The organism is Rheinheimera tilapiae, assembly GCF_042432165.1.
In the GTDB taxonomy this organism is placed as follows: domain Bacteria; phylum Pseudomonadota; class Gammaproteobacteria; order Enterobacterales; family Alteromonadaceae; genus Pararheinheimera; species Pararheinheimera tilapiae.
In genome coordinates this window covers 137,129-157,469 of sequence record NZ_JBHLXP010000001.1, presented here as the reverse complement: position 1 = coordinate 157,469, position 20,341 = coordinate 137,129, and the positions used below count along the sequence as shown (strand labels likewise).

17 protein-coding genes are annotated in these 20,341 nt (G+C 50.6%); 13 read left to right on the top strand and 4 right to left on the bottom strand.

All coding sequences use genetic code 11. The features are described 5' to 3' along the window. The first annotated feature begins 131 nt into the window (after window positions 1–131). The 3 genes from ACFFJP_RS00735 (at window position 132) to recQ (ending at window position 4,445) form a co-directional block, all read left to right on the top strand. Entirely contained in the window at window positions 132–1,511 is a 1,380-nt protein-coding gene (locus ACFFJP_RS00735) for an MFS transporter (RefSeq protein ID WP_377239394.1), read from the top strand. Beyond that, window positions 1,511–2,524, top strand: a complete 1,014-nt coding sequence (locus ACFFJP_RS00730; protein ID WP_377239393.1) for a LacI family DNA-binding transcriptional regulator — start codon at window positions 1,511–1,513, stop codon at window positions 2,522–2,524. The genes ACFFJP_RS00735 and ACFFJP_RS00730 overlap by 1 nt, the downstream gene beginning before the upstream one ends. 136 nt (window positions 2,525–2,660) lie before the next feature. Then, the gene (gene recQ, locus ACFFJP_RS00725) at window positions 2,661–4,445 is read left to right on the top strand and encodes a DNA helicase RecQ (RefSeq protein ID WP_377239392.1); all 1,785 of its coding nucleotides are present in this window, start codon (window positions 2,661–2,663) and stop codon (window positions 4,443–4,445) included. Here the strand turns inward: recQ and ACFFJP_RS00720 are convergent. Continuing rightward, complete coding sequence (locus tag ACFFJP_RS00720) at window positions 4,423–4,848, bottom strand: hypothetical protein (protein ID WP_377239391.1); 426 nt, start codon at window positions 4,846–4,848, stop codon at window positions 4,423–4,425. The two genes, recQ and ACFFJP_RS00720, sit on opposite strands and share 23 nt — an antisense overlap. Before the next feature lie 406 nt (window positions 4,849–5,254). Here ACFFJP_RS00720 and ACFFJP_RS00715 point away from each other — a divergent pair, with 406 nt between their 5' ends. Continuing rightward, complete coding sequence (locus tag ACFFJP_RS00715; RefSeq protein ID WP_377239390.1) at window positions 5,255–5,593, top strand: hypothetical protein; 339 nt, start codon at window positions 5,255–5,257, stop codon at window positions 5,591–5,593. Between the two features lie 9 nt (window positions 5,594–5,602). On the opposite strand, the gene ACFFJP_RS00710 is transcribed toward ACFFJP_RS00715, so the two are convergent. After that, window positions 5,603–5,941 (bottom strand): c-type cytochrome, encoded by a 339-nt coding sequence (locus ACFFJP_RS00710; protein WP_377239389.1) that lies wholly within the window; start codon window positions 5,939–5,941, stop codon window positions 5,603–5,605. 108 nt (window positions 5,942–6,049) lie between these two features. On the opposite strand from ACFFJP_RS00710, the gene ACFFJP_RS00705 reads away from it, so the two are divergent. The 3 genes from ACFFJP_RS00705 to ACFFJP_RS00695 all read left to right on the top strand — a co-directional run bounded on the left by ACFFJP_RS00705 (window position 6,050) and on the right by ACFFJP_RS00695 (window position 9,948). Beyond that, window positions 6,050–6,361: a DUF3630 family protein gene (locus tag ACFFJP_RS00705; RefSeq protein ID WP_377239388.1), complete on the top strand. Its 312-nt coding sequence runs from the start codon at window positions 6,050–6,052 to the stop codon at window positions 6,359–6,361. A gap of 36 nt (window positions 6,362–6,397) precedes the next feature. Further along, window positions 6,398–9,274, top strand: coding sequence for an EAL domain-containing protein (locus ACFFJP_RS00700; RefSeq protein WP_377239387.1), 2,877 nt, complete (start codon window positions 6,398–6,400; stop codon window positions 9,272–9,274). 80 nt (window positions 9,275–9,354) lie between these two features. After that, a complete protein-coding gene (locus tag ACFFJP_RS00695; protein WP_377239386.1) occupies window positions 9,355–9,948 on the top strand; it encodes a YkgJ family cysteine cluster protein in 594 nt (197 codons plus the stop codon). A gap of 659 nt (window positions 9,949–10,607) precedes the next feature. Here the strand turns inward: ACFFJP_RS00695 and rluF are convergent. Both rluF and ACFFJP_RS00685 read right to left on the bottom strand, forming a co-directional pair. Then, the gene (gene rluF / locus ACFFJP_RS00690; protein ID WP_377239384.1) at window positions 10,608–11,378 is read right to left on the bottom strand and encodes a 23S rRNA pseudouridine(2604) synthase RluF; all 771 of its coding nucleotides are present in this window, start codon (window positions 11,376–11,378) and stop codon (window positions 10,608–10,610) included. A gap of 183 nt (window positions 11,379–11,561) precedes the next feature. Next, entirely contained in the window at window positions 11,562–13,814 is a 2,253-nt protein-coding gene (locus ACFFJP_RS00685) for an InlB B-repeat-containing protein (RefSeq protein WP_377239383.1), read from the bottom strand. 581 nt (window positions 13,815–14,395) lie between these two features. Between ACFFJP_RS00685 and ACFFJP_RS00680 the strand changes: the two genes are divergently transcribed. The 6 genes from ACFFJP_RS00680 (at window position 14,396) to ACFFJP_RS00655 (ending at window position 20,266) form a co-directional block, all read left to right on the top strand. After that, window positions 14,396–16,417, top strand: coding sequence for a M13 family metallopeptidase (locus tag ACFFJP_RS00680; RefSeq protein WP_377239382.1), 2,022 nt, complete (start codon window positions 14,396–14,398; stop codon window positions 16,415–16,417). Window positions 16,418–16,520: 103 nt separating this feature from the next. Further along, on the top strand, window positions 16,521–17,657 hold the full coding sequence (locus ACFFJP_RS00675) for a sensor histidine kinase (RefSeq protein WP_377239381.1): 1,137 nt from the start codon (window positions 16,521–16,523) through the stop codon (window positions 17,655–17,657). Beyond that, window positions 17,654–18,415, top strand: coding sequence for a LytR/AlgR family response regulator transcription factor (locus ACFFJP_RS00670; protein WP_377239380.1), 762 nt, complete (start codon window positions 17,654–17,656; stop codon window positions 18,413–18,415). Before ACFFJP_RS00675 ends, ACFFJP_RS00670 begins: the two co-directional genes overlap by 4 nt. A gap of 166 nt (window positions 18,416–18,581) precedes the next feature. Further along, on the top strand, window positions 18,582–19,121 hold the full coding sequence (locus ACFFJP_RS00665; RefSeq protein WP_377239379.1) for an RNA polymerase sigma factor: 540 nt from the start codon (window positions 18,582–18,584) through the stop codon (window positions 19,119–19,121). Continuing rightward, window positions 19,114–19,683, top strand: coding sequence for a hypothetical protein (locus ACFFJP_RS00660; RefSeq protein WP_377239378.1), 570 nt, complete (start codon window positions 19,114–19,116; stop codon window positions 19,681–19,683). The genes ACFFJP_RS00665 and ACFFJP_RS00660 overlap by 8 nt, the downstream gene beginning before the upstream one ends. 244 nt (window positions 19,684–19,927) lie before the next feature. Then, complete coding sequence (locus tag ACFFJP_RS00655; RefSeq protein ID WP_377239377.1) at window positions 19,928–20,266, top strand: DUF6694 family lipoprotein; 339 nt, start codon at window positions 19,928–19,930, stop codon at window positions 20,264–20,266. Window positions 20,267–20,341: the final 75 nt, after the last annotated feature.

Genomic DNA, 20,341 nt, shown 5'->3' with positions numbered 1-20,341 from the left:
CCGCCGTGGTGCAATTCGCAGGATGACCGTAGGGTGGGTTGAGCAAAGCGAAACCCATCGGTTACCGCGTAACGGTTACCGCGTAACGTGATATCGCATAACGATAAACATTCAACCACTTTGGAGCCAATTTGCCGACAAACGCTGCCGCCGCATCCAAAGTCCAGCGCTACCTGTTAGCCGCTGGCTTTTTGGCATTGTTTTTTGCCAACCAAAGTGTGCTGGTGCTGGCGGTGCCGTTTTATCAAATGACGCTGGCGCTGGACCCGGTCTGGCTCAGTCTCGCCATCGCAGTACCTATGCTGCTGGGTAGCAGCATCAGCGGTTATGTCGGCCGCGCTTCAGACCGCTGCCAAAGCCGCTTTGGCCGGCGCCGGCCGTTTTTACTGGCAGGTGTATTAGGCTTAAGCCTGAGTTTTGTGCTGATGTGGCAAGTACCGGCTGACTGGCCGCCACTGTGGCAACTGGGTTATTTCGCCGGGCTATCGTTATTGTTCTTTCTGGCATTACCGCTGCTGGCCGTGCCTTTATCAAGCCTGGTGTTTGAACAGACACCAGAGCCACGGCAACGCACAGCGGTGTTTGGTCTAGCCAGCGCCGTGCAAAAGCTGGGGTCTTTGGGCTATCAATGGCTGGTGCCGTTGTCGCAGCTGGCGCTGTTCAGTAGTTTTCAGCAAGGCGTGCGCTGGGTCGGCGCACTGATTGGCACCGTGCTTATCGCCCTACCCGGCCTATGGCTGGCACTGTGTAGCCGTGAAAGCATTGGCCACGAAAGCAGCCGCGCGACTCCTGACACCGTTCACGCCAAGCCGCCGCCGGTCGCACAGACCAGCCTGGACCTGCTACGTCGCAGACCGGCGTTACGCTGGCTACTGTTGTTATGCCTGCTGCAGCTGTGCGGCTGCGCTTTTGTCGCGACGATGGATTATTACCTGTTGGTTTATGCGATGAACCAGGCCGATTTAGTCGCCGGTTCCTGGTGGAAAGCACTGCTATCCAGTGGCTATGCCCTGGCTGGATTGGCATTTGTTCCGGTGCTGGCCTGGAGCAGTGCCCGCTTTGGCGCGGTACGCACTTTGCTGTGGGTTTTTGTGCTGAATACACTCGGTGGTGCGGCGAAATGGTGGTTGTATCAGGGTGATCCGACTTATTGGCTGTTGCTCGATGCTATCCTTTGCAGCGCGGCCTGGACCGGTATGGCGATGTTGATCCCTCCCCTGCTGGCGCAGACGGAGCCGGCCAGTACCGCCCCGTCACAAGGAACGCAGTATGGTGCCATTTCTGCGCTGCACCACTGGGTGGTCAGTGTCAGTGCGGCGCTGTCTATGTTATTGTCCGGCCTTGCTTTAAATGGTCTTGGCTTCGCCGCAGCAGCCGGTGCCGCGCAAGCCGCCGGCGTGCTGGACCAGATGCGCGCCTTACTCAGTGGCGGCACTGTGCTTTGTAGTCTTTTAGCTCTGGCTGCCCTCTGGCGGTATCAGCGGCTGCAGTTTTTGGAGGAACACCCCTGATGGCCAATATCAAGGACGTCGCCCGCGTCGCCGGCGTGTCGATTGCGACCGTATCGCGCGTCATCAATGGCAACCACAAGGTCGGTGACGCCTGCCGCGCCCGGGTACAAAAAGTCATTAAAGAGCTGGGCTATCGGCCAAACAGTAATGCGCAGGCCTTAGTCAGTAAAACCAAAAGTACCATTGGTCTGGTCACACCAAAACTGGCAATGACCTTTTTCGGCACTCTGGCTGCCGGCGTAGAGAAAACCGCCCGCGAACAAAGCTACAAACTGCTGATGGCAAACTCGATGTATGAAACGCAGTCGGAACTCGATGCGATCAATTCGCTGCGCGACCACAACTGCCAGGCCATCGTGCTACACAGTGAATATTCCGACGAAAAAACTCTGATTAAACTCGCCGAAGAAATCCCCGGCCTGGTGCTGATCAACCGCTATATTCCGGCTATCGCCCATCGTTGTGTCTGGCTCGATAACATTGCTGGCGCTGCCCATGCCACCCAGATGCTGCTGGACAAGAACCACCGCGACTTCGCCGTGATCACCAGTATTTATCAAAACCGTGACCCTGGCGCGCGCCTGCAGGGCATCCGTCAGACGCTGGCCGGTGCACAAATTCCATTAAAAGATGAAGCGATTGAAGAATCGACCGCCAACATCGAAGGTGGCATGCAGGCGGTCGAAGCGTTGCTCGCGCGCAAAGTAAGGTTCACCGCGCTGCTCGCTTACAACGATTTGATGGCGGTCGGCGCGATCCATGCGCTGTTTGCCGCCGGCCTGCGCGTGCCGGAAGATGTGTCTGTGGTCGGCTTTGACGACTTGATTGTCGCACGCGCTTGCCGGCCACAGCTCACCACTATGCATTATCCGGTCGAAGAAATGGCCAGCTACGCTGCCCGCCTTGCTATCGAGCTGTCGAGCAACTCAACGGCAGAACCAGCGCACCGCACCCACCTGTTTTTATCCCAACTGATTGAGCGGGATTCGGTGGCGTCACGCAGCGCCAACTGAATCGCTGCGCTACACAGTTCCTGTCCGACGGGGCAGGAACCGCTTTGCCTCTCCCGCTGAACACAGTAGAATAGCGGCCTCTCTCAGTAACAACGTGACCGCCGCTTTGCAGCCAGCTCTCTCCACCCCTGACCTCTTGCACCAGACACTGAAACAAACCTTCGGTTACAGCGAATTTCGTTTTGGTCAGGTCGAGATCATTGAGCAGGTGTTGGCCGGCCGCGATAGCTTTGTGCTGATGCCGACTGGCGGTGGCAAATCGATGTGTTATCAGCTACCGGCGCTGTTATTGCCGGGGCTCACGGTAGTCGTGTCGCCGCTGATGTCGCTGATGAAAGATCAGGTCGACGGCCTGCAGGCGATGGGCATCGCCGCTGATTTCGTCAACAGCAGCCTGACGCGCGACCAGGTATTAGATGTATTCCGCCGCCTGCGTGACGGCCAGATCAAATTACTGTACGTGGCGCCCGAACGCCTGCTGCAAGAGCAGTTTCTGCAGCGCCTTGGCGATGTTGGTGTCAGCCTGTTTGCCATCGACGAAGCGCATTGTGTATCGCAATGGGGTCACGATTTCCGCCCGGATTACATAGCGCTATCTCGGCTGAAACAACAATTCCCGCAAGTGCCGTTATTGGCGCTGACCGCGACCGCCGATCCGGCCACACAGCAGGATATCCGCCAGCAACTCGGCTTGTATCAGCCGTTTATCAGCATCAGCAGTTTTGACCGCCCCAATATCCGCTACACAGTGCTGGAAAAATTCCGCCCGCTGGAGCAGCTGGTCACATTGCTGAAAAGTCAGGAAAATCAAAGCGGTATTGTTTATTGTTCGTCACGGAAAAAAGTCGACGAGTTAGCCGAGCAGCTTAAAGGCAAAGGTTTTGCCGTTGGTGCTTATCATGCCGGCCTTAGTAACGAACAGCGCGCGTTGGTGCAGGACCAGTTCAAACGCGACCAGTTGCAGCTGATTGTCGCCACTGTTGCCTTTGGCATGGGCGTCAATAAACCCAATATCCGGTTTGTCGTGCATTTTGATTTGCCACGCACCATCGAAGCTTATTATCAGGAAACCGGCCGCGCCGGCCGCGATGGCGTCGCCGCTGAAGCCATCATGTTATTTGACCCGGCTGACACGGCGCGCACACGCAAATGGATTGAAACCGACGAAAACCAAAGCCGGATTGAAGTCACTCTGCAACGGTTTAATGCGATGGCCGCTTTTGCCGAAGCCCAGACTTGCCGGCGTCAGGTGCTGCTGAATTATTTTGGCGAAGCCAGTCAGCAAGCCTGTGGCAACTGCGATATTTGTCTCGATCCGCCGCAGCGTTTTGACGGCACTGAACTGGCGCAAAAAGCGCTGTCTTGCGTCTGGCGCGTTGGCCAGAGTTTTGGCATGCACCATGTTATCGACGTGCTGCGAGGCAGTCAGGGCCAGAAGATCACCGAACTTGGCCACGACAAACTATCCACCTACGGCATCGGCAAAGACAAAAGCCATGATTATTGGCTGTCGGTGCTGCGTCAGCTCATCCATTACGGTTTATTGCAACAGGACATCACGCGCCACTCCGTATTGCAATTATTGCCGGCGGCAAGACCTGTGCTCAAAGGCGAAACCAGCCTGCAGCTGGCGATTCCACGCTTAAATGCACCGACATCACCCAAAGCCGGCAAAGTGCAGCAAAAACAAGATTACGACCGGATCTTATTCAGTAAACTCAGAGCCTTACGCAAACAAATCGCCGAACGCAGCGACGTCGCGCCTTTTGTTGTGTTCAGCGACGCCTCCTTAATAGAAATGGCCCAGCAAATGCCCACCAGCCGCAGCGACTTCCTCGCCATCAGCGGCGTCGGCCAGACCAAACTCACCCGCTACGGCGATGAATTCCTCGATTTGATTAGCGAGTATTTGGACCAATAGGTTGTATGCTGGCGCTGGCTTTTGCCCTGCGGGCGGCACTTGGCTTATTTTTCGTTTTTACCTTCACGGTTAGACCGTCTAGCAAAGATTTCACCTGACGGTGAGTCACTTTCTTTTGTTTCAGCAAAAGAAAGTAACCAAAGAAAAACCGACCCCGGTTACGCTCGAAAGACCGATGAAAATCAACAATTTGAGGCGCTGGGGCAACTCGCGCGGCGCTACCGTCGCCGCACTCAAACACTCCCCAGCTTAAGACCTCAAACCGCTGATTTGCATCGGCTCGCTTCAACGGGGGATTGGTCTTTTTCGTTGTTTTTGTTTTGAACGAAAGAAATTTAAGAGCAAAGCCAACTACTGAGGCCAGCTGCCCGTAGGAGCGAGCCGACTGAAAATTGTTGGCCAAGGTTTTAATCGTGCGACGCGCGAGTGACGTTTTCGCCTTGGACGGCAAATTTTCAGCCGGGCTTTCGAGCGAAATCGGGCAAGCGCTTTTTGGTTACTTTTTATCGCGATAAAAAGTAACTCGCCCAAGGGGCGAAACAGCCGAACGCAAGTTCAAAGACAAAATGAATTCTTTTCTATGCGGTCTTGATGCAAAAAAATTTATAATGAAAACAGAAAACCGCCGCCCGTCAGGGCAGAAAACCAAACCTGCGCCAAGCTTCTGATGGACAGCTGATAAAGCCTGCATAAATTTTTGATATCGCACTGCAGGCTCTAGGCCAGCAACTGTGCTTTTTGCATGCTGGGATCGTTTCCTTTGCCGGAAACATCCAACCAAAAGCCACAAAAAGATACAGGACATCTCGATGAAAAAATTACTGATGTTATCCGCACTTTTACTGAGTTCCTCCGCCTTTGCCGCAGATTTGCGCTGCACAGTCGGGGGCGATAGCCAAATTGGCTACTGCGACACGATGATTTGGGGCAAACGTACAGCGCCAGCATCGTTTAAAGTAGAAAACACCACCAAAGCGGTGAGCCAGTACATTTGGCAATCACCTTCAGTGTGTAAAAGTAAAACCACTGCCAGCTGCGCCTTCACCGCTTATTCCTTTGTAGAATATTCAGCGTCAGTGCTGGTGCTGTACACCGATGGAACCTATGAAAATCTGAACGCATCGCTGCGGTTTGAAGACGGTCGTTAATCCGGCTGACTATTGTGAGGCAACAGTCGCTGCCGCTGCGGTAGGGGCTTGTTGCTGCGATGCATAAAACGCCGCGACATCGGTGATTTCCTGATCCGTCAGGCCCTGCGCCATCGGCGCCATAATCTGGTGTTGGCGTTGCCCGTCGCGGTAGGCTTTTAATGCCTGCTCCAGGTAACCGGCTTTTTGTCCGGCCAGATTCGGGTAATCCGGCAGTACTGAAATGCCGTTGGCGCCATGACAAGCCGTGCACATTGCCGCTTTGCTCTGACCGCGGCTGATATCGGCTGATCCTGCCGATACCGATACCGAAAAAGCTAGCAGGATCAATAACATCAATGTTCGCATACGCCGCTCCTGATTGTGATAACTGGTTTGAGTAAAGCAAAAGGTCCTGATTACACAAGAAAATTGCTAAAATCGGCTTTTATATCTTCAGCAACAGGACTGCCGCCTATGCTCCGTCTGCAACAGATCAACGCTTCTGCTGAGCCTGCACCACAATTGCAACTGGTGTTTTGCCAGCCGCTGGACCCGGTCAGCGACGCGCCACTGTTGCAACAATGGCTACAGCAATTTGCACCGCTGTGCCGACTGCAAACCGAGATCAGTATGGACTTACTGTTGATCCGGTTCAGTTTCTGCGACCAGCCGTTTTATCTGCATCTGGAACACTATACTGAGGCCTGCTGGATTGATACTGACAGTGCGCAGGCAGATATGCTACTGTCGGAACTCCATGCGCTACTTGCGCAAGATCTTGTTTAGAATTCATTCACTTAAGTCCAGATCGGGAAGAAAAACATGAGACAGCGCTTTTTTTTGTTTTGCTGGCTGCTGTTGTCAGGCTGGTTTAGTCCGGCTGCTCTGGCCTTCCATGCCGAAACTATTCGCATTGACCCTGCGCTGAAACAGCAAAGTCTGTTCCCGAACTTATATTATCAACAGGTCGACCCCAACGTTGGCGTCGAAGACATCGTGTTTGAACCAGCGCGTCTGCATGCTTTTGTGCCGCTGGATCAGCCAAATCAGGCGCTGCGCAGTTATCCGGAGGCGGTCTGGTTTTTGGCCCGCCTGCATTACAGCGGCCAGCAGCCAGGCACTGTGGTGCTGAATTACGAATCCATCAATGCCGACCGGGTCGAGTTTTATCTGTATGACCGACAAAGCCACGAACTAAGCCTAATCAACCGCTCCGGCACTGAGTTCCCTTTTAGCGAACGGATGCTGCAGGCACGCAGTTTCGCCGTAACCCTGAATTTTAAAGCTGATCAGGAACTGGATTTATTGGTCAAAGTGCAGGATGGCGCAGTGATCCCATCCAACCTGCAGCTGTTCAGCGCAGAAGAATTTGGCTTACAGCTGCTGCAGCGGCAAATTTCTGATGGCCTGATCCTCGGTATTTTACTAGTGATGGCGCTGTACAACGCCATGTTGTATCTGAACGTGCGCGAACCGCTGTATTGCCATTTCTCCGGCTTCTTTTTCAGTTTCAGCCTGATGGTGTCTATTTTAAACGGTGCTGGTTTTGCCATGGTCTGGCCGGAATATCCAGAGCTGAACCCGTCAGTGTTTTATGTCGCCGGCGGCGCCTGCATGCTGTTTTTAACCCTGCTCACCAACGCCATAGTGCAAAACCAGCAACGCTGGTTGTTATGGTTGAATCTGGCTTCCAGCGCAGCACTGTTGTTCACGCCTTTGTATGCGCCGCGCAGTATCCAGCTGGATTTATTGCTGATTGTGGTCTGTCAGGTGATGCTGACCAATTTGTTGCAGGCGGTGCGATATGGTTTCAGCGGACTGCCGCTGGCGCGCACTTTTGCTATCGGCTGGCTGTTGTTTTTTGTCGCCAGTGCGGTGTTGTTACTGACTGAATTTGGCTATCTCGATCACTTGCACCTGTGGCAATGGCTGTTGGTGTTATCGGTGATTTGCAGCATGCTGCTGATGAGCTATAGCCTGGCGCAACGGCTGCAAAGTGCCAGCATTCAGAGTGCCGAAGCCCATCAGCAGACCATCCGCTCCCTGCAGCAATATTACGACATCTATCACAACGCCGTGGAAGGCCTGTTCAGCACGACGCTGGACGGCCATTTATTGTCTGCCAACCGTGCCCTGCTGAATATTCTCGGTTATCAGGAACTGAGTCAGATGGAAGTCGACGTGCAAAAACACGGCATGGGTCGTTATTACGCCAACCCGGACGACCGGCTGCAGATGGTGCGTCAGCTGCAACATATCAGTAATCAGAGTTTTGAATTGCGTGGCCTGCGCGCCGACGGTGCACCCTTCTGGGCGCTGATGTCGGCGCGGCTTAGCCGCAACGCACAAGGTGAAGCCTTTATCCACGGCTCGCTGGTCGATATCACCGAACAAAAAGTTGCGCATGAACAGCTGGCGTATCTGGCCTCACATGACCCGCTGACCGGCTTGTATAACCGCCACCATTTCCTGGTGCTGGCGCAACAAGCCTGGCAACGCCGCCAACTGGAACAACAAACCAGTGCAGTGCTGTTTATCGATATCGACCAGTTTAAGCTGGTTAACACCACCTGCGACCATGCGGCCGGCGATGCATTGTTGAAGCAAATCAGCGATCAACTGAAACGCGCGCTCGGTCAGACCGGCTCGCTGGCGCGGATTGGCGGTGACGAATTCGGTGTATTATTGCCAGGTAAAACCGCGCAGGAAGCGTTCAGCATTGCCTATTCATTGCTGGATGTGGTGAAAGAATTCCGCTTTTTCTGGCAGGACAGCCTGTTCAGTATCAGTGTCAGTATTGGCCTGACCGAGATCACGCTGGATGATTTATCCGCCGAACAAACGCTGAAAAAAGCCGATTCCGCCTGTTTTGTTGCCAAAGAAAAAGGCCGCAATCGTATCCATCTGTTTAATGCCGACGATCAGGAATTACAAAAACATCAGTCCGAAGTGCAATGGCTGCAGGTGCTGCGTCATGCCCTGGAACACGATAAATTTGTACTGTATATGCAGCCTATCCAGGCCATTCAGCAGCGCGATAGCGTGGCGCACTATGAACTGCTGCTACGGCTGGTCGGTGAAGACGAAACCATTATCGCACCGGGTAACTTCTTAAGTTCAGCCGAACGTTATGGTCTGATGCCGCAGATTGACCGTTGGGTACTGCGTAATTATTTCCGCTGGCTGGCGCAACATCCCCAGCATCTGACCACGCTTGGCCTTGCCAGCATCAACCTGTCCGGCGCGTCTCTGGTCGACCCGCTGTTTAAAGCTTATGTGCAGGGCTTGCTGGATGAATATCAGATCCCGGCGCGACATATCTGTTTTGAGATCACTGAAAGTATGGCCATTCTGAACCTGCAGAATACACTGGAATTTATTCATCATTTCAGAGGATTAGGCTGCCATTTTTCGCTGGACGATTTCGGTAGCGGTTTCTCGTCTTATGGCTATCTGAAAAACTTCCCGGTCGATTTTGTCAAAATTGACGGCAATTTCGTCCGCGACTTGCTGGAAGATAAATACGACCGCGCCATCGTTAATTCGATACACGATGTAGCGACCGCCATGGGTATCCAGACCATCGCCGAATTTGTTGAAAATCAGGACATTATGCTGGAACTGAAACGGATGGGCGTCAATTACGCGCAAGGCTACGGCATCGCCAAACCGCGGCCACTGGCAGATATTCAGAGCTGATAAACGCTGGTAGCTGCAGACAGCGCTTGCCGCGCTGGGCTGCCGCTCAGTACAATACGCGCCCATTCTGAGGTGCCGCTATGCAACGTTTACAACAATTATCCGATCAGGTTGAGCTGGTATTCAGCGACATTGGCCAGCGTTATGCGCAATATCAGCGCGACCGCGGGCTATTTTGCCGCAGCGGTTGTGGTGAATGTTGTTTGCATCCGGGCATTGAAGCCACAGTGCTGGAAATGCTGCCGCTGGCATTTGAACTGATCAAAGAAGGCAAAGCGGAAAGCACGCTCGACGCCTTAGCTGCACACGACAAACCCGGTTGTTTCTTCTACAGCCGCCATTCGGAAGACGGCAAACAAGGCCAGTGCAGTGTCTACATGAAACGCCCTGGCATCTGCCGTCTGTTCGGCGCCGCCGGCTATAATGGCCGCGAAGGCGAAGTGCAGCTCAGTGTCTGCAAAAATATCAAAGCCGATTATCCGCAAGCCTATCAGGACAGCTTAATCGCGCTGGAATCCGACCCACCACCGATGATCCGCAACGGCAAAGAACAAATCCGCCAAATCGACTACGAACTGGGCGGGATGAATTTCCCAATCAACGAAGCGATGGAACAGGCGCTGCAAAAAGTGCTGTTTGAGCAGTATTATTTAGGTCTAGCGGACGCTGAGTAAGATTGGTTTTGCCCGGTGGGCGGCTTTGGTTTACCTTTCAATTTATCTTTTGCGGTAAGATTGCTTAGCAAAGACTCATATTGTCTTTGAACTGGCGTTCGGCTGTTTCGCCCTGCAGGCGAGTTACTTTTTATCGCGATAAAAAGTAACCAAAAAGCGCTCGCCCGATTCCACTCGAAAGCCCGTCTGAAAAGTCGCCGTCCAAGGCGAAAATGTAACTCGCACGGCGCTAGCGTCGCCGTGCTCAGACACCCATTTTCTTAAAACCTTGGCCAACGATTTTCAGCCGGCTCGCTCCAACGGGCAGCTGGCCTCAGTAGTGGTCCTTGCTTTCAATTCTCTTATGCTAAAAACAGCAACAACTAAGAAAACCAATCCCCCGTTGAAGTGAGCCGATGCAAATCAATAGTTTGAGGTTTTAAGCTGGGGAGTGTTTGAGTGCGGCGACGGTAGTGCCGCGCGAGTTGCCCCGGCGCCTCAAACTGTTGATTTTCATCGGGCTTTCGAGCGTAACCGGGGTCGGTTTTTCTTTGGTTACTTTCTTTTGCTGAAACAAAAGAAAGTAACTCACCGACAGGTGAAATCTTTGCTAGACGGACTTGCGGCTTCAAGTAAAAACGAAAAATACAACAGCCGCCCGCAGGGTAAAAATCTCCCCGTCACTCTTCGTATTGATAAGCTCCGCCGCCAAGCTTGGACGCTTCTTCAGTCTTGCTGGACGTCAGCAACATGGCTTCCAGCTCGGCCATCTCGGCCGGCGTCAGTTCGCGCCATTGACCCGGTGCGAGGCCGGCGAGGCGGACGTTCATGATGCGTACCCGTTTGAGCTTAGTCACGTTAAAACCCAGATATTCCGTCATGCGCCGGATCTGCCGGTTCAGGCCCTGGCGCAACACGATGTTAAAGGTCTGCCGCGATTTCTGCGTGACCTGACAAGGCAAAGTCACAGTCTCAAGAATGGGCACGCCAGCGGCCATTTTTTTCAAGAAATGGTCGTGGATAGGTTTGTCGACCGTGACGACATACTCTTTGTCGTGTGCATTGCCGGCACGCAGGATTTTATTGACGATATCGCCATCGTTGGTCAGAAAAATCAAACCTTCGGATTCTTTATCCAGCCGGCCTATCGGGAAGATCCGCTCCGGATATTGCACCGCATCAACAATATTGCCTTTGACATGCAGCTCGGTGGTGCAAGTGATACCCACCGGTTTATGGTAAGCCAGATAAACCCGGCGCGGTTTGTTTTTCAGCGGCTTGCCGGCCACTTCGACGCGGTCGTCGGCCGACACTTTGGTGCCAACCACCGCCACCTGCCCATTCACTTTAACCTGTCCGGATTCAATCAGCTTGTCCGCTTCACGCCGCGAGCAAAAGCCGGTGTCACTGATAAATTTGTTAAGCCGGAATAACGAAGTCGCGTCGGTCAAAGTGGCAGTCCTGTGGCGGGAAAAAAGTGCGCAAAGTTTAAGGCCGGCGGCAGCTTTGGGCAAGTAAAGGTGATCCCACATAACTCTGACGGCCACCGTCAGCTGCTTGTATAGCAACCGAAAGAGACTCACACCTGCTCCCTGAAAACACTCGATGACTTGGTCTCATATCTATAGTCGACCTCAAATCAAAGTTAAGAATGGGTCACCTACAACTAAAAAGCCAAACGACCTGCTCACGTCACCAATAGATTTTTTTTGAATCTTTAATTCATTTATAATCCGCCGACCAGAAGAACCATTCACATCAAAATAAAGAACTTCACTGGCGAGACCACTGAGTGACCCTGAATTTTTCCCGAATATATAAGAAATAATGGGCGAACCATATGTAAGCACATGGCCTATATTGCAACTGATGGCAATTACAAATTTTGTCTTAGGCTCTGCTTTTTCAATGAAGTTATAGTCTATACATTCATAAGCACACGGGTAATGAAGTTCTGTAGAACCGTGAGCACCAATAAATAATATTTCGTATTTGTTTTCCAGAAGATTTCTGGAGTATTCATCTTGCCAGCGGATTGCTTCTGATAGGTCGTTATAGTCCTTAATTCCGGTCACCATATCTATTTCGAAGTTAAATTTCTCAAAATCCTTTCGGAAAAAGGTTTTCTCTGAATCTATCTGAGCATCAGCCAATAAAACTCTACGCGGATAAATATTTATACCATCATAATGGTCGTTCAAGCGTTTGAAGTATTGGGAAACAGTTGTGTCCCTTGGTTTGATAACAGCTACGGTGACTTCACCTGAGCCCATCTCATGTTCATTATGCCAATCCCCTTTGACTATATTTGACAAAGAGGAGTACATCCCTAGATATTTAGTACCAGTATTATTATCTGCTAATGCAGGAACGTCGTAGCCAATAAACACAACATGCTTAAGATTCGAAGAATTATAGCTATCTTTTAAAGACTGCTTGAGAACTGCAGCAGAAGTACCTGGCTGGAGTTTGCGCAAATCAGCCTGTATATGTTGATTATTACGCTTAACTGCCGCCATCCACTTTTCAATAAGCACGACAGCCTCTGGTTCAACATCATGATTAACAATGATTATTGCTTTTTCATGAAGTTTTGGTGCCGTCTTAATTTTTTTACAGCCAAAGAAGCCAGTGGTTTTAAAATCGTTTACACCACGCATACATACTTCATATTCTGAGTCGGGCTTGAGATTGGAAATAACTTTTTTATACACATTTCTGGCTATCGGCATTCGAATCGAAGTACTATAGTTTATATTTACTTCCTCAGTAGAGGAATGAACAACACCATTCTCCTTGTAAATAAGGTAGCCTAAATCAGTGTTTGGAACATTCACTTGACTCAAATCCATAGAAACAACAATAGAACTATCTTCATGATATGGATATAAATCTAAATTTAAAATACCTTCAGTGAACTCTGCAACAATCTGGCAATCGGCTGTCACTGAGTCAATAATATAAATACTATCCTTAAGATAACCGCCACAACCTGATATTTTGTATTGCCCAACACCTGTATTCTGAGCAGTATAAAATATTAAACGACCACCATGTCCAACCGTTTGCGCCATCGGAGTAATACTTACAGCTGTGTCTGGTATGCTGGCTGTCACAGTATGTATTTTTATTTTGAATTTTGCCGATACTTCACACGCAGCGGTAATGCTGCCGGTAGTGTAGATATTGCCACTAAGTTGTCCATTACAGCCCTCGACTTTATCAATGTCAAAGCCCGCGGCAGCTGCAATATTTACCACCGCCACACCACCATGTTGGATTAATTGACTGACCGGGGTGACGGTACCGCCTTCTGAGGCCGTCGCTGTAACTGTATAGGATTTTAATTTGAATTTTGCAGACACTTCACACGCAGCGGTAATGCTGCCGGTTGTGTAGAGATTGCCATTGAGTTGTCCATTACAGCCCTCGACTTTATCAATGTCAAAGCCCGCGGCAGCTGCAATATTTACCACCGCCACGCCACCATGCTGGATTAATTGGCTGACCGGGGTGACGGCGCCGCCTTGCGAGGCCGTCGCTGTGACTGAATGTGATTTTAATTTGAATTTTGCGGATATTTCACAAGCGGAGGTAATGCGGCCGGTTGTGTAGATATTTCCGCTGAGCTGTCCATTACAGCCAACGATGCTCTCAATTTCATATTCATTATCAGCAGCAACATTCAAAGTCGCTGTGTTGCCAGTCAAAATTAACTGGCTTTTGGGGGTGATATTGCCACCTATGGAAGTGATTGCTGAAACTTCATAACTGAGTTTGGCAGGTTCCGTTGGGATTTCTTGCTTATCTGAAGAAGCACCACCACAACCAATAAAAAAGCAACTCAGTGGCAGTATGAAAAGCTTCTTCAACATTTTTGTGTTCAATGTAAAAGTCCTTTTAAAAATTCCATGTGTACCTACGACTCCACTAAACAGTGTCTTTAGTAAATCTTGGCGGTCCTGCGGTCCGCATTAATGCTGAAAAACAAAAAATTAACATAACGCCTGTAGATTATGATTTTACTATAACAATGTCCAACTCATTTTCGATGAAAGTCTCTAGCGAGCATTGAGAAATTCCATTCAGTACCGCCCCCCCTATTGCCTCAGGATTATTTGCCCATACATGGGATAAAATTTGGCACACGCCATGCTGAAAATGCGGTGTGGAATCATCTACAAGCCTCATTAGCGCTGTCTGTCATCCGCATGCAAAGAGCTGAATGGCTCCAACAGAACAAGATGGTGTCTGCCCCGGATTGTGCTGCCGGTAACAGGGAAAAATCACTATGCAATCAAATCCACTGCTCGCAACAAATCTTGCCGCTTTTTACCGCTTAAACCCGCAAATCTCCGTCTGGCACCTAATTTCCTCTGCTGATTTTCGCTGATTGATAATACCGACCAGACCCATACAGCCGGCTGCGTCCACTTCGCAGATCACGGTTTAGTTAAAAGGAAATCAGATGAACAAGCGCCTTATTTGCACCACCCTGTTCAGTTGCAGCTGCGCGATGGCGGCAACCCCGGCAGCACCGCTCAACCCGACACCGGCAATGCAACACTCAACGGCGGCAAAGCCGCGTATGCAGGATGATTTTTATTTGGCGGTGAACGGCGACTGGCTAAATAGCGCGCAGATCCCCGCCGATGCGTCGTTTGTTTTTGGTGCAGATTTGTCCGGCATCACGTCAAAACGACTCCATAAAATCATCGTAGAGCTGGCCGGTAGCAAAAATCCTGCTGGCAGCGTAGCGGAAAAAGTGGGCACTTTTTATGCCACATACCTCGATACAGCTCGGTTAGACCAGCTTGGCCGGACACCGCTTAACGCAATTCTGACCGAAATCGATGCACTGGCCAGCACCAGCGAGTTGGCGCATTGGCAGGGCAAAGCACAAGGCCGTATGGAGACGCCGGTCCATTTTCCGTTTGTAATGCCTGGCTTGCAGGACCCAACCACCAATCAGGCCATGCTGGCACAAGGCGGCTTAGGCTTACCGGATCGCAGTTATTATCTGCCGGGCAACGACGCGCAATCTGCCAACATCTTCACGGCTTATCGTATCTATTTATTGAAATTAGCCAAGCTAGCACAACTGCCACAGGCTCAAGCACTGGTCGAGCAGGCACTCAGTGTTGAAAGCCAAATCGCACAGGCACAATGGGAACTGGCGAAGAGCCGGGATCCTGGCAACATCGCGACAATGCAAATCGCAGAGCTGATCAAAGCTGCGCCAGGCTTTGACTGGCTGGCGTTTTTAGACGGCGCGAACTTAAAGGGGCAAACCACACTAAGTAATCTGCAGCCGGGAGCCGTGCTGGCAATCACTCAGCTGTATGCCAAGATCCCATTGGCGCACTGGAAAGCCTACAGCAAACTACAAAGCCTGAATGAAGCGGCACCGCTGCTGTCGGCCGAATTTCGTGCCGCCCATTTTGACTTTTACGGTACCACTTTAAATGGTCAGACCGAGCCAGAGCCGCAGAGCACAAAAGCAGTGGCCAGGTTAAATAGCGCGATGGGCGAAGCGCTTGGCCAACTCTATGTGGCGCGTCACTTCCCCGCCGACCACAAAGCGCGTATGCAGGAACTGGTAAAAAACTTACTGACCGCGTACCGCGACGCTATCAGCAGACTGACTTGGATGACCCCTGCGACCAAACAGCAGGCGCTGGATAAAATCGCCAAATACGGCACGAAAATTGGTTACCCTGATGTCTGGCGTGATTACAGCAGCCTAAATATTGTTGCCGGTGATGCGCTCGGCAATCAGCATCGTGCCGCCCGGTTTGACTGGGAATTTAAAGCCGCTAAAGCCGGCAAAAAAGCCGACAAACGCGATTGGGATATGCTGCCGCAAATGGTCAATGCGCAATACAATCCGCTGCGCAATGATATCGAATTTCCGGCGGCGCACCTGCAAGCGCCCTACTTCGATATGAGTGCTGATGATGCCAGCAACTATGGCGCGATCGGCGCGGTTATTGGTCACGAAATCAGCCACGGCTTTGACAATATGGGCAGTCAGTTTGATGGCGACGGCAATTTTCGCAACTGGTGGGCAACGGCAGACAAAGCTGCATTTCAAGCGATGGGCGACAAGCTGGTGCAACAATTCAGCGCTTACCAACTGTTTCCGGGCAAACATGTGAACGGGCAGCTGACCTTGTCTGAGAACATGGCAGATTTAGCCGGCTTACAAATCGCTTATGATGCGTACATCAACACATTAAAAGGAAAAAAGTCGCCGCTGATCAACGGCCTGACCGGTGAACAAAGATTCTTCTACAGTTACGCCCAAAGCCGGCGCAGTAAATTTCGCCCTGAGCTAGCGGCACAATGGCTGGTCACAGATCCACACGCGCCTGATGTGTTTCGTATCAATGGCGTGGTGATTAATATCGATGGCTTCCATCAGGCATTTCACACCCAACCTGGTGATGGCATGTTTAACAGCCAAGCAAACCGGCTGCGGATTTGGTAAGGTCCAGCCGGTGATCAGTCAACACTGATGAACGCCGTCAGATGGGCAAATCTGACGGCGCATTTTTCTGGCACCTGCACAGCAACTGAGGTCATATCGCATTATGCCTGCATTGTATTTCTACCCACGGGACCGGCAGTTCTGGTTATTCCATAGTGGCGCTTTGTTGTTTGTTTGCGGGATCACGCTGCTCAGTATTTTCTTTCTGGGCGATTTTTCTGGCTTTAACATCACGGCATCTGTGGTTTGGGCCCTGCCCTATACTTATGCCGTCTTGCTGCTGCGCTTTATCTATAAACAACGTCAGTGGCAGCAAAAATCCATCACAGCGCTGATCACCATGATCATCCTCTACAGCACTGTGGCTGGTGTATTGGTGGTAGCCAGCGTTTTATTGCTGACGCTGCCATTTTTCTGGACCATTTTGAGCCAAAGTCAGGCTCATTTTGATACCAGCAGTTTCATTTTCCGCAATTTGATCGGCGGCAGCCTGAATACTCAACTATTTATTTGTTCGTGGATTTTTGTCTATGCATATATCAGCAATAGCCGCAGAACCAGAGCGACCGAAATCAACAATCTGCGTTTGCAACATAGCCTCAAAGAAGCACAGCTAACCAACCTGGCGAATCAACTGAACCCCCACTTTCTATTTAACGCATTGAATAATATCCGTTTTATGATGCACGAAAATACAGCTCATGCGGAGAATATGCTGATCGCTTTGTCAGACATTCTGCGTTATTCGCTGGCGAGCAGTGAACATGCCAAGGTCACGCTGAGCCAGGAGCTGGACATCATCGGGCGTTATATTTCTATCGTCAGCATTCAGATGGAAGCGCGGCTACAGTATTCACAGCGTGTCGAGGCGACACTACAGCACTATTTGTTGCCGCCGATGATGTTACAAATGTTGATAGAAAACGCGATTAAACATGGCGTGGACAATATCGCAGGCGGCGGCCGGCTCGAGCTGACGGCCGAAGAACATGAAGCAACATTAGTTTTCACCATCAGCAATGATTTTGCCGCAATCCGTGCCGACTCAGCGCACACAACCAGCGCAAGCAAGACGACAAATGCCACGGAAAACATGGGCATCGGCTTAGACAATATCAGACAGCGGTTACTACTGTTGTATAGTCAGCAGGCCAGTTTGCACATCACCAATCAACAGACTGCAGCCGCTATGTATCAGTTTGTCGTGACGCTGACGATCCCGAAGGAGCGTACCCGATGAAAGCAATAGTAGTGGAAGACTCACGACTGGCCCGCGAAGGCCTGGTGCGGATGCTCAAAGACTATCCAGAGCTGACGGTGGTCGGGCAAGCAGATCATGCCGGCAGCGCTTTAACTTTGGTTAATGAGACACACCCGGATGTGATTTTCCTCGATATCCATATGCCGGGTGGCACTGGCTTTGACCTGTTGGAAAAACTCAGTTATTTGCCGCAGATCATTTTTACAACGGCTTATTCAGAACATGCGATCCGCTCGTTTGATTTCAATACCATTGATTATTTACTGAAACCCATCAGCAAAGAACGCTTAACCATTTCGGTTAATAAGTTACTGGCCCGCACAAACACCAATAACAATGACATCGACACTGAGGATGAAACTCAGTCAGACAATGATAAAAATCAAACAGTTAAAGATCCATTAGAAGAACATAGCACATTATTAGTCAAAGACGGCGACCACTGCTTTTTAATCCGGCTCGATACTATCCGCTATATCGAAAGTCAGAAAAACTACGTCCAGCTTTTCTTTGAAAACAATAAAGCTTTTGTGAAAAAATCGCTGAACAGTATCGAAGCACGCTTACCAAACAGTATTTTTTTCCGCGCCAACCGGCAATATGTAGTCAACCTGCAAGAGATCCGCCGGATCGAAGAGTCCATCAGTGACGGCTTTGTCGTGACGATGAGCGATGGCAAGGAATTGGAGATCTCTCGGCGTAATGCGATTGAATTAAAAGAGTTACTCAGTTTTTAGCTGCCTATCCAGCTAGAACAGCAACGGGCCGCTGCGCCACGGCGTCCGGCGTCCGCTGAAAAATCAACCAGTGTTTGCAGCAGTTTTTGCCAATCAGTCATGTAAGAAAGTTGCTGTTAAACCGACTACCTTGTTATGTCTGAAAAAAGTAGTCAGCAATCACGCAATGAAGCCACAAAATTTAAATCTTCCGCAAGATCTCTTGTACCAACAAGCGCTGGCAGCGCATGAGTCTGAGTTGATCCGATTTGTCGCCGGCTACGAACGCGACCCGGCAAAACGCGCGGATCTGCTGCAGGAAATCCATTTTGCGATTTGGCGCAGCATGGCTGTATTTAAGGAACAGTGTTCTTTACGCACCTGGGTTTATCGGGTTGCGCACAATGTCGGCGCTACCCATGTGCAACGCAACATGCGGCCGGCTGAGCAAAATCACGCCGATTTGGCTGCACTTGCTCTGCATATTGATGAAAGCACAGATGTAGTTTTAACAGACCGCAATCTGGACTTAGCGCGCGTCATGCAATTCATTCACTCGCTTGGCCCGATAGACCGGGAAATCATGTTGCTGTATCTGGAGGGCGTGGATGCAGCCACCACCAGTGATATCACCGGACTGTCCGTTCGAAACATCGCCACGAAAATTCACCGGATTAAACATCTGTTAAGCAATATATTCAAGTCAGGAGTAAACCACCATGAATGACGAAAACCTGCAGTCGTTATGGCAGTCGCAACCCATCAGCAATACACAAAGCCTGAGTCATGCATTTGAGCAAAACATTCAGCAAGATATCCGCAGTTTTCGCCATAAAATTGCCAGTCGTAATCAGCAGGAAAGCATTTGTGCAGTGATAGTCATGTTGATTTTCGGCTATTACTGCTGGGCATTACCAGAGTTTCTCATGCGTGTCGGCAGCGGTTTAATCGTGTTAGGCAGTGCTGTGATCCTGTACCAACTGCAATATCGGGCAGCATTACAAGAACTGCCCGCTGAACAACTCGGGCTGCCTATGATCAGTTATTACCGTGCCGAGCTGGTACGGCAACGCAATATGCTGCAGAGCATCTGGCTTTATCAGTTTGGCCCGGTGCTGCCGGGGATCAGTGTATTTTTCTGGGGCATGGCGCAACCAAATCCAGCGGATTTTCCCTGGCAGATCACGTCAGTCGTGATTGTTCCTTTCCTCGTTGTCTTCGCCATGAACCTCAATGCGGCCAGAAAAATACAGGTTGAAATTAATAAGCTGGACCAAGAAATCGAATAATTAAGTCGCCGGCATCTGCCACAAGCACCATCACACCGCAGACTGTGTGATGGTGTTTTTCAATTGCAATGGCCTGAGGGTTCAATAGCAGCAGTCAGATCCAACAACCAAATTCGGCCACTGCGGTACAGGTCTGGATGCAACAGAAAATTGGTTGCCACCTTGGACTACCTGTGAAAAAATAATATTTGTCAGCAACTTAGCTGCGTACGGATAAAATTATTTGCCACAGGAAGTATAAGCAATGAAGAAGTTAATCCCCTTTTTGCTCGTCGCCACTTTAGCCGCTTGCGCCAACACCAAGGCTGACTTCAGAGTCGATGGCTCGAGTGCAACGTCGACCGAAAAAAGCGTCGTGAAAATCAATCGGGCACTGAACGAGCGGCAGCGGCTCGAGTTTGCGGTGGCGCTGATGCGGATCCAACTGTCTGACATGAACAGTGTAATCGACCTGCTCAATAACAAGTCTCTGCAATCTACCAACTACGCCTACCTCGCAACCAAAATCAATGGTTTGACCTATCAGGAGATTATGGATCTGGCGCAGAAGTCTGAAGTGAAGATTGAAACCCGGACAAATTGATCCTTACCGGACAGTCACAGGGCGAACGACATCTGTGCCTGTCCGGCGCCACTCAAATCCCCTCACCTATACATA

Excerpts from the sequence above, each read along its gene's own strand:
- ACFFJP_RS00705 (WP_377239388.1), top strand. The coding sequence starts at position 6,050 with ATGCTCCGTCTGCAACAGATCAACGCTTCTGCTGAGCCTGCACCACAA.
- ACFFJP_RS00700 (WP_377239387.1), top strand. The coding sequence starts at position 6,398 with ATGAGACAGCGCTTTTTTTTGTTTTGCTGGCTGCTGTTGTCAGGCTGG.
- ACFFJP_RS00655 (WP_377239377.1), top strand. The coding sequence starts at position 19,928 with ATGAAGAAGTTAATCCCCTTTTTGCTCGTCGCCACTTTAGCCGCTTGC.
- ACFFJP_RS00670 (WP_377239380.1), top strand. The coding sequence starts at position 17,654 with ATGAAAGCAATAGTAGTGGAAGACTCACGACTGGCCCGCGAAGGCCTG.
- ACFFJP_RS00695 (WP_377239386.1), top strand. The coding sequence starts at position 9,355 with ATGCAACGTTTACAACAATTATCCGATCAGGTTGAGCTGGTATTCAGC.
- ACFFJP_RS00680 (WP_377239382.1), top strand. The coding sequence starts at position 14,396 with ATGAACAAGCGCCTTATTTGCACCACCCTGTTCAGTTGCAGCTGCGCG.
- ACFFJP_RS00675 (WP_377239381.1), top strand. The coding sequence starts at position 16,521 with ATGCCTGCATTGTATTTCTACCCACGGGACCGGCAGTTCTGGTTATTC.
- ACFFJP_RS00715 (WP_377239390.1), top strand. The coding sequence starts at position 5,255 with ATGAAAAAATTACTGATGTTATCCGCACTTTTACTGAGTTCCTCCGCC.
- ACFFJP_RS00730 (WP_377239393.1), top strand. The coding sequence starts at position 1,511 with ATGGCCAATATCAAGGACGTCGCCCGCGTCGCCGGCGTGTCGATTGCG.
- ACFFJP_RS00710 (WP_377239389.1), bottom strand. The coding sequence starts at position 5,941 with ATGCGAACATTGATGTTATTGATCCTGCTAGCTTTTTCGGTATCGGTA.
- ACFFJP_RS00665 (WP_377239379.1), top strand. The coding sequence starts at position 18,582 with ATGAAGCCACAAAATTTAAATCTTCCGCAAGATCTCTTGTACCAACAA.
- ACFFJP_RS00660 (WP_377239378.1), top strand. The coding sequence starts at position 19,114 with ATGAATGACGAAAACCTGCAGTCGTTATGGCAGTCGCAACCCATCAGC.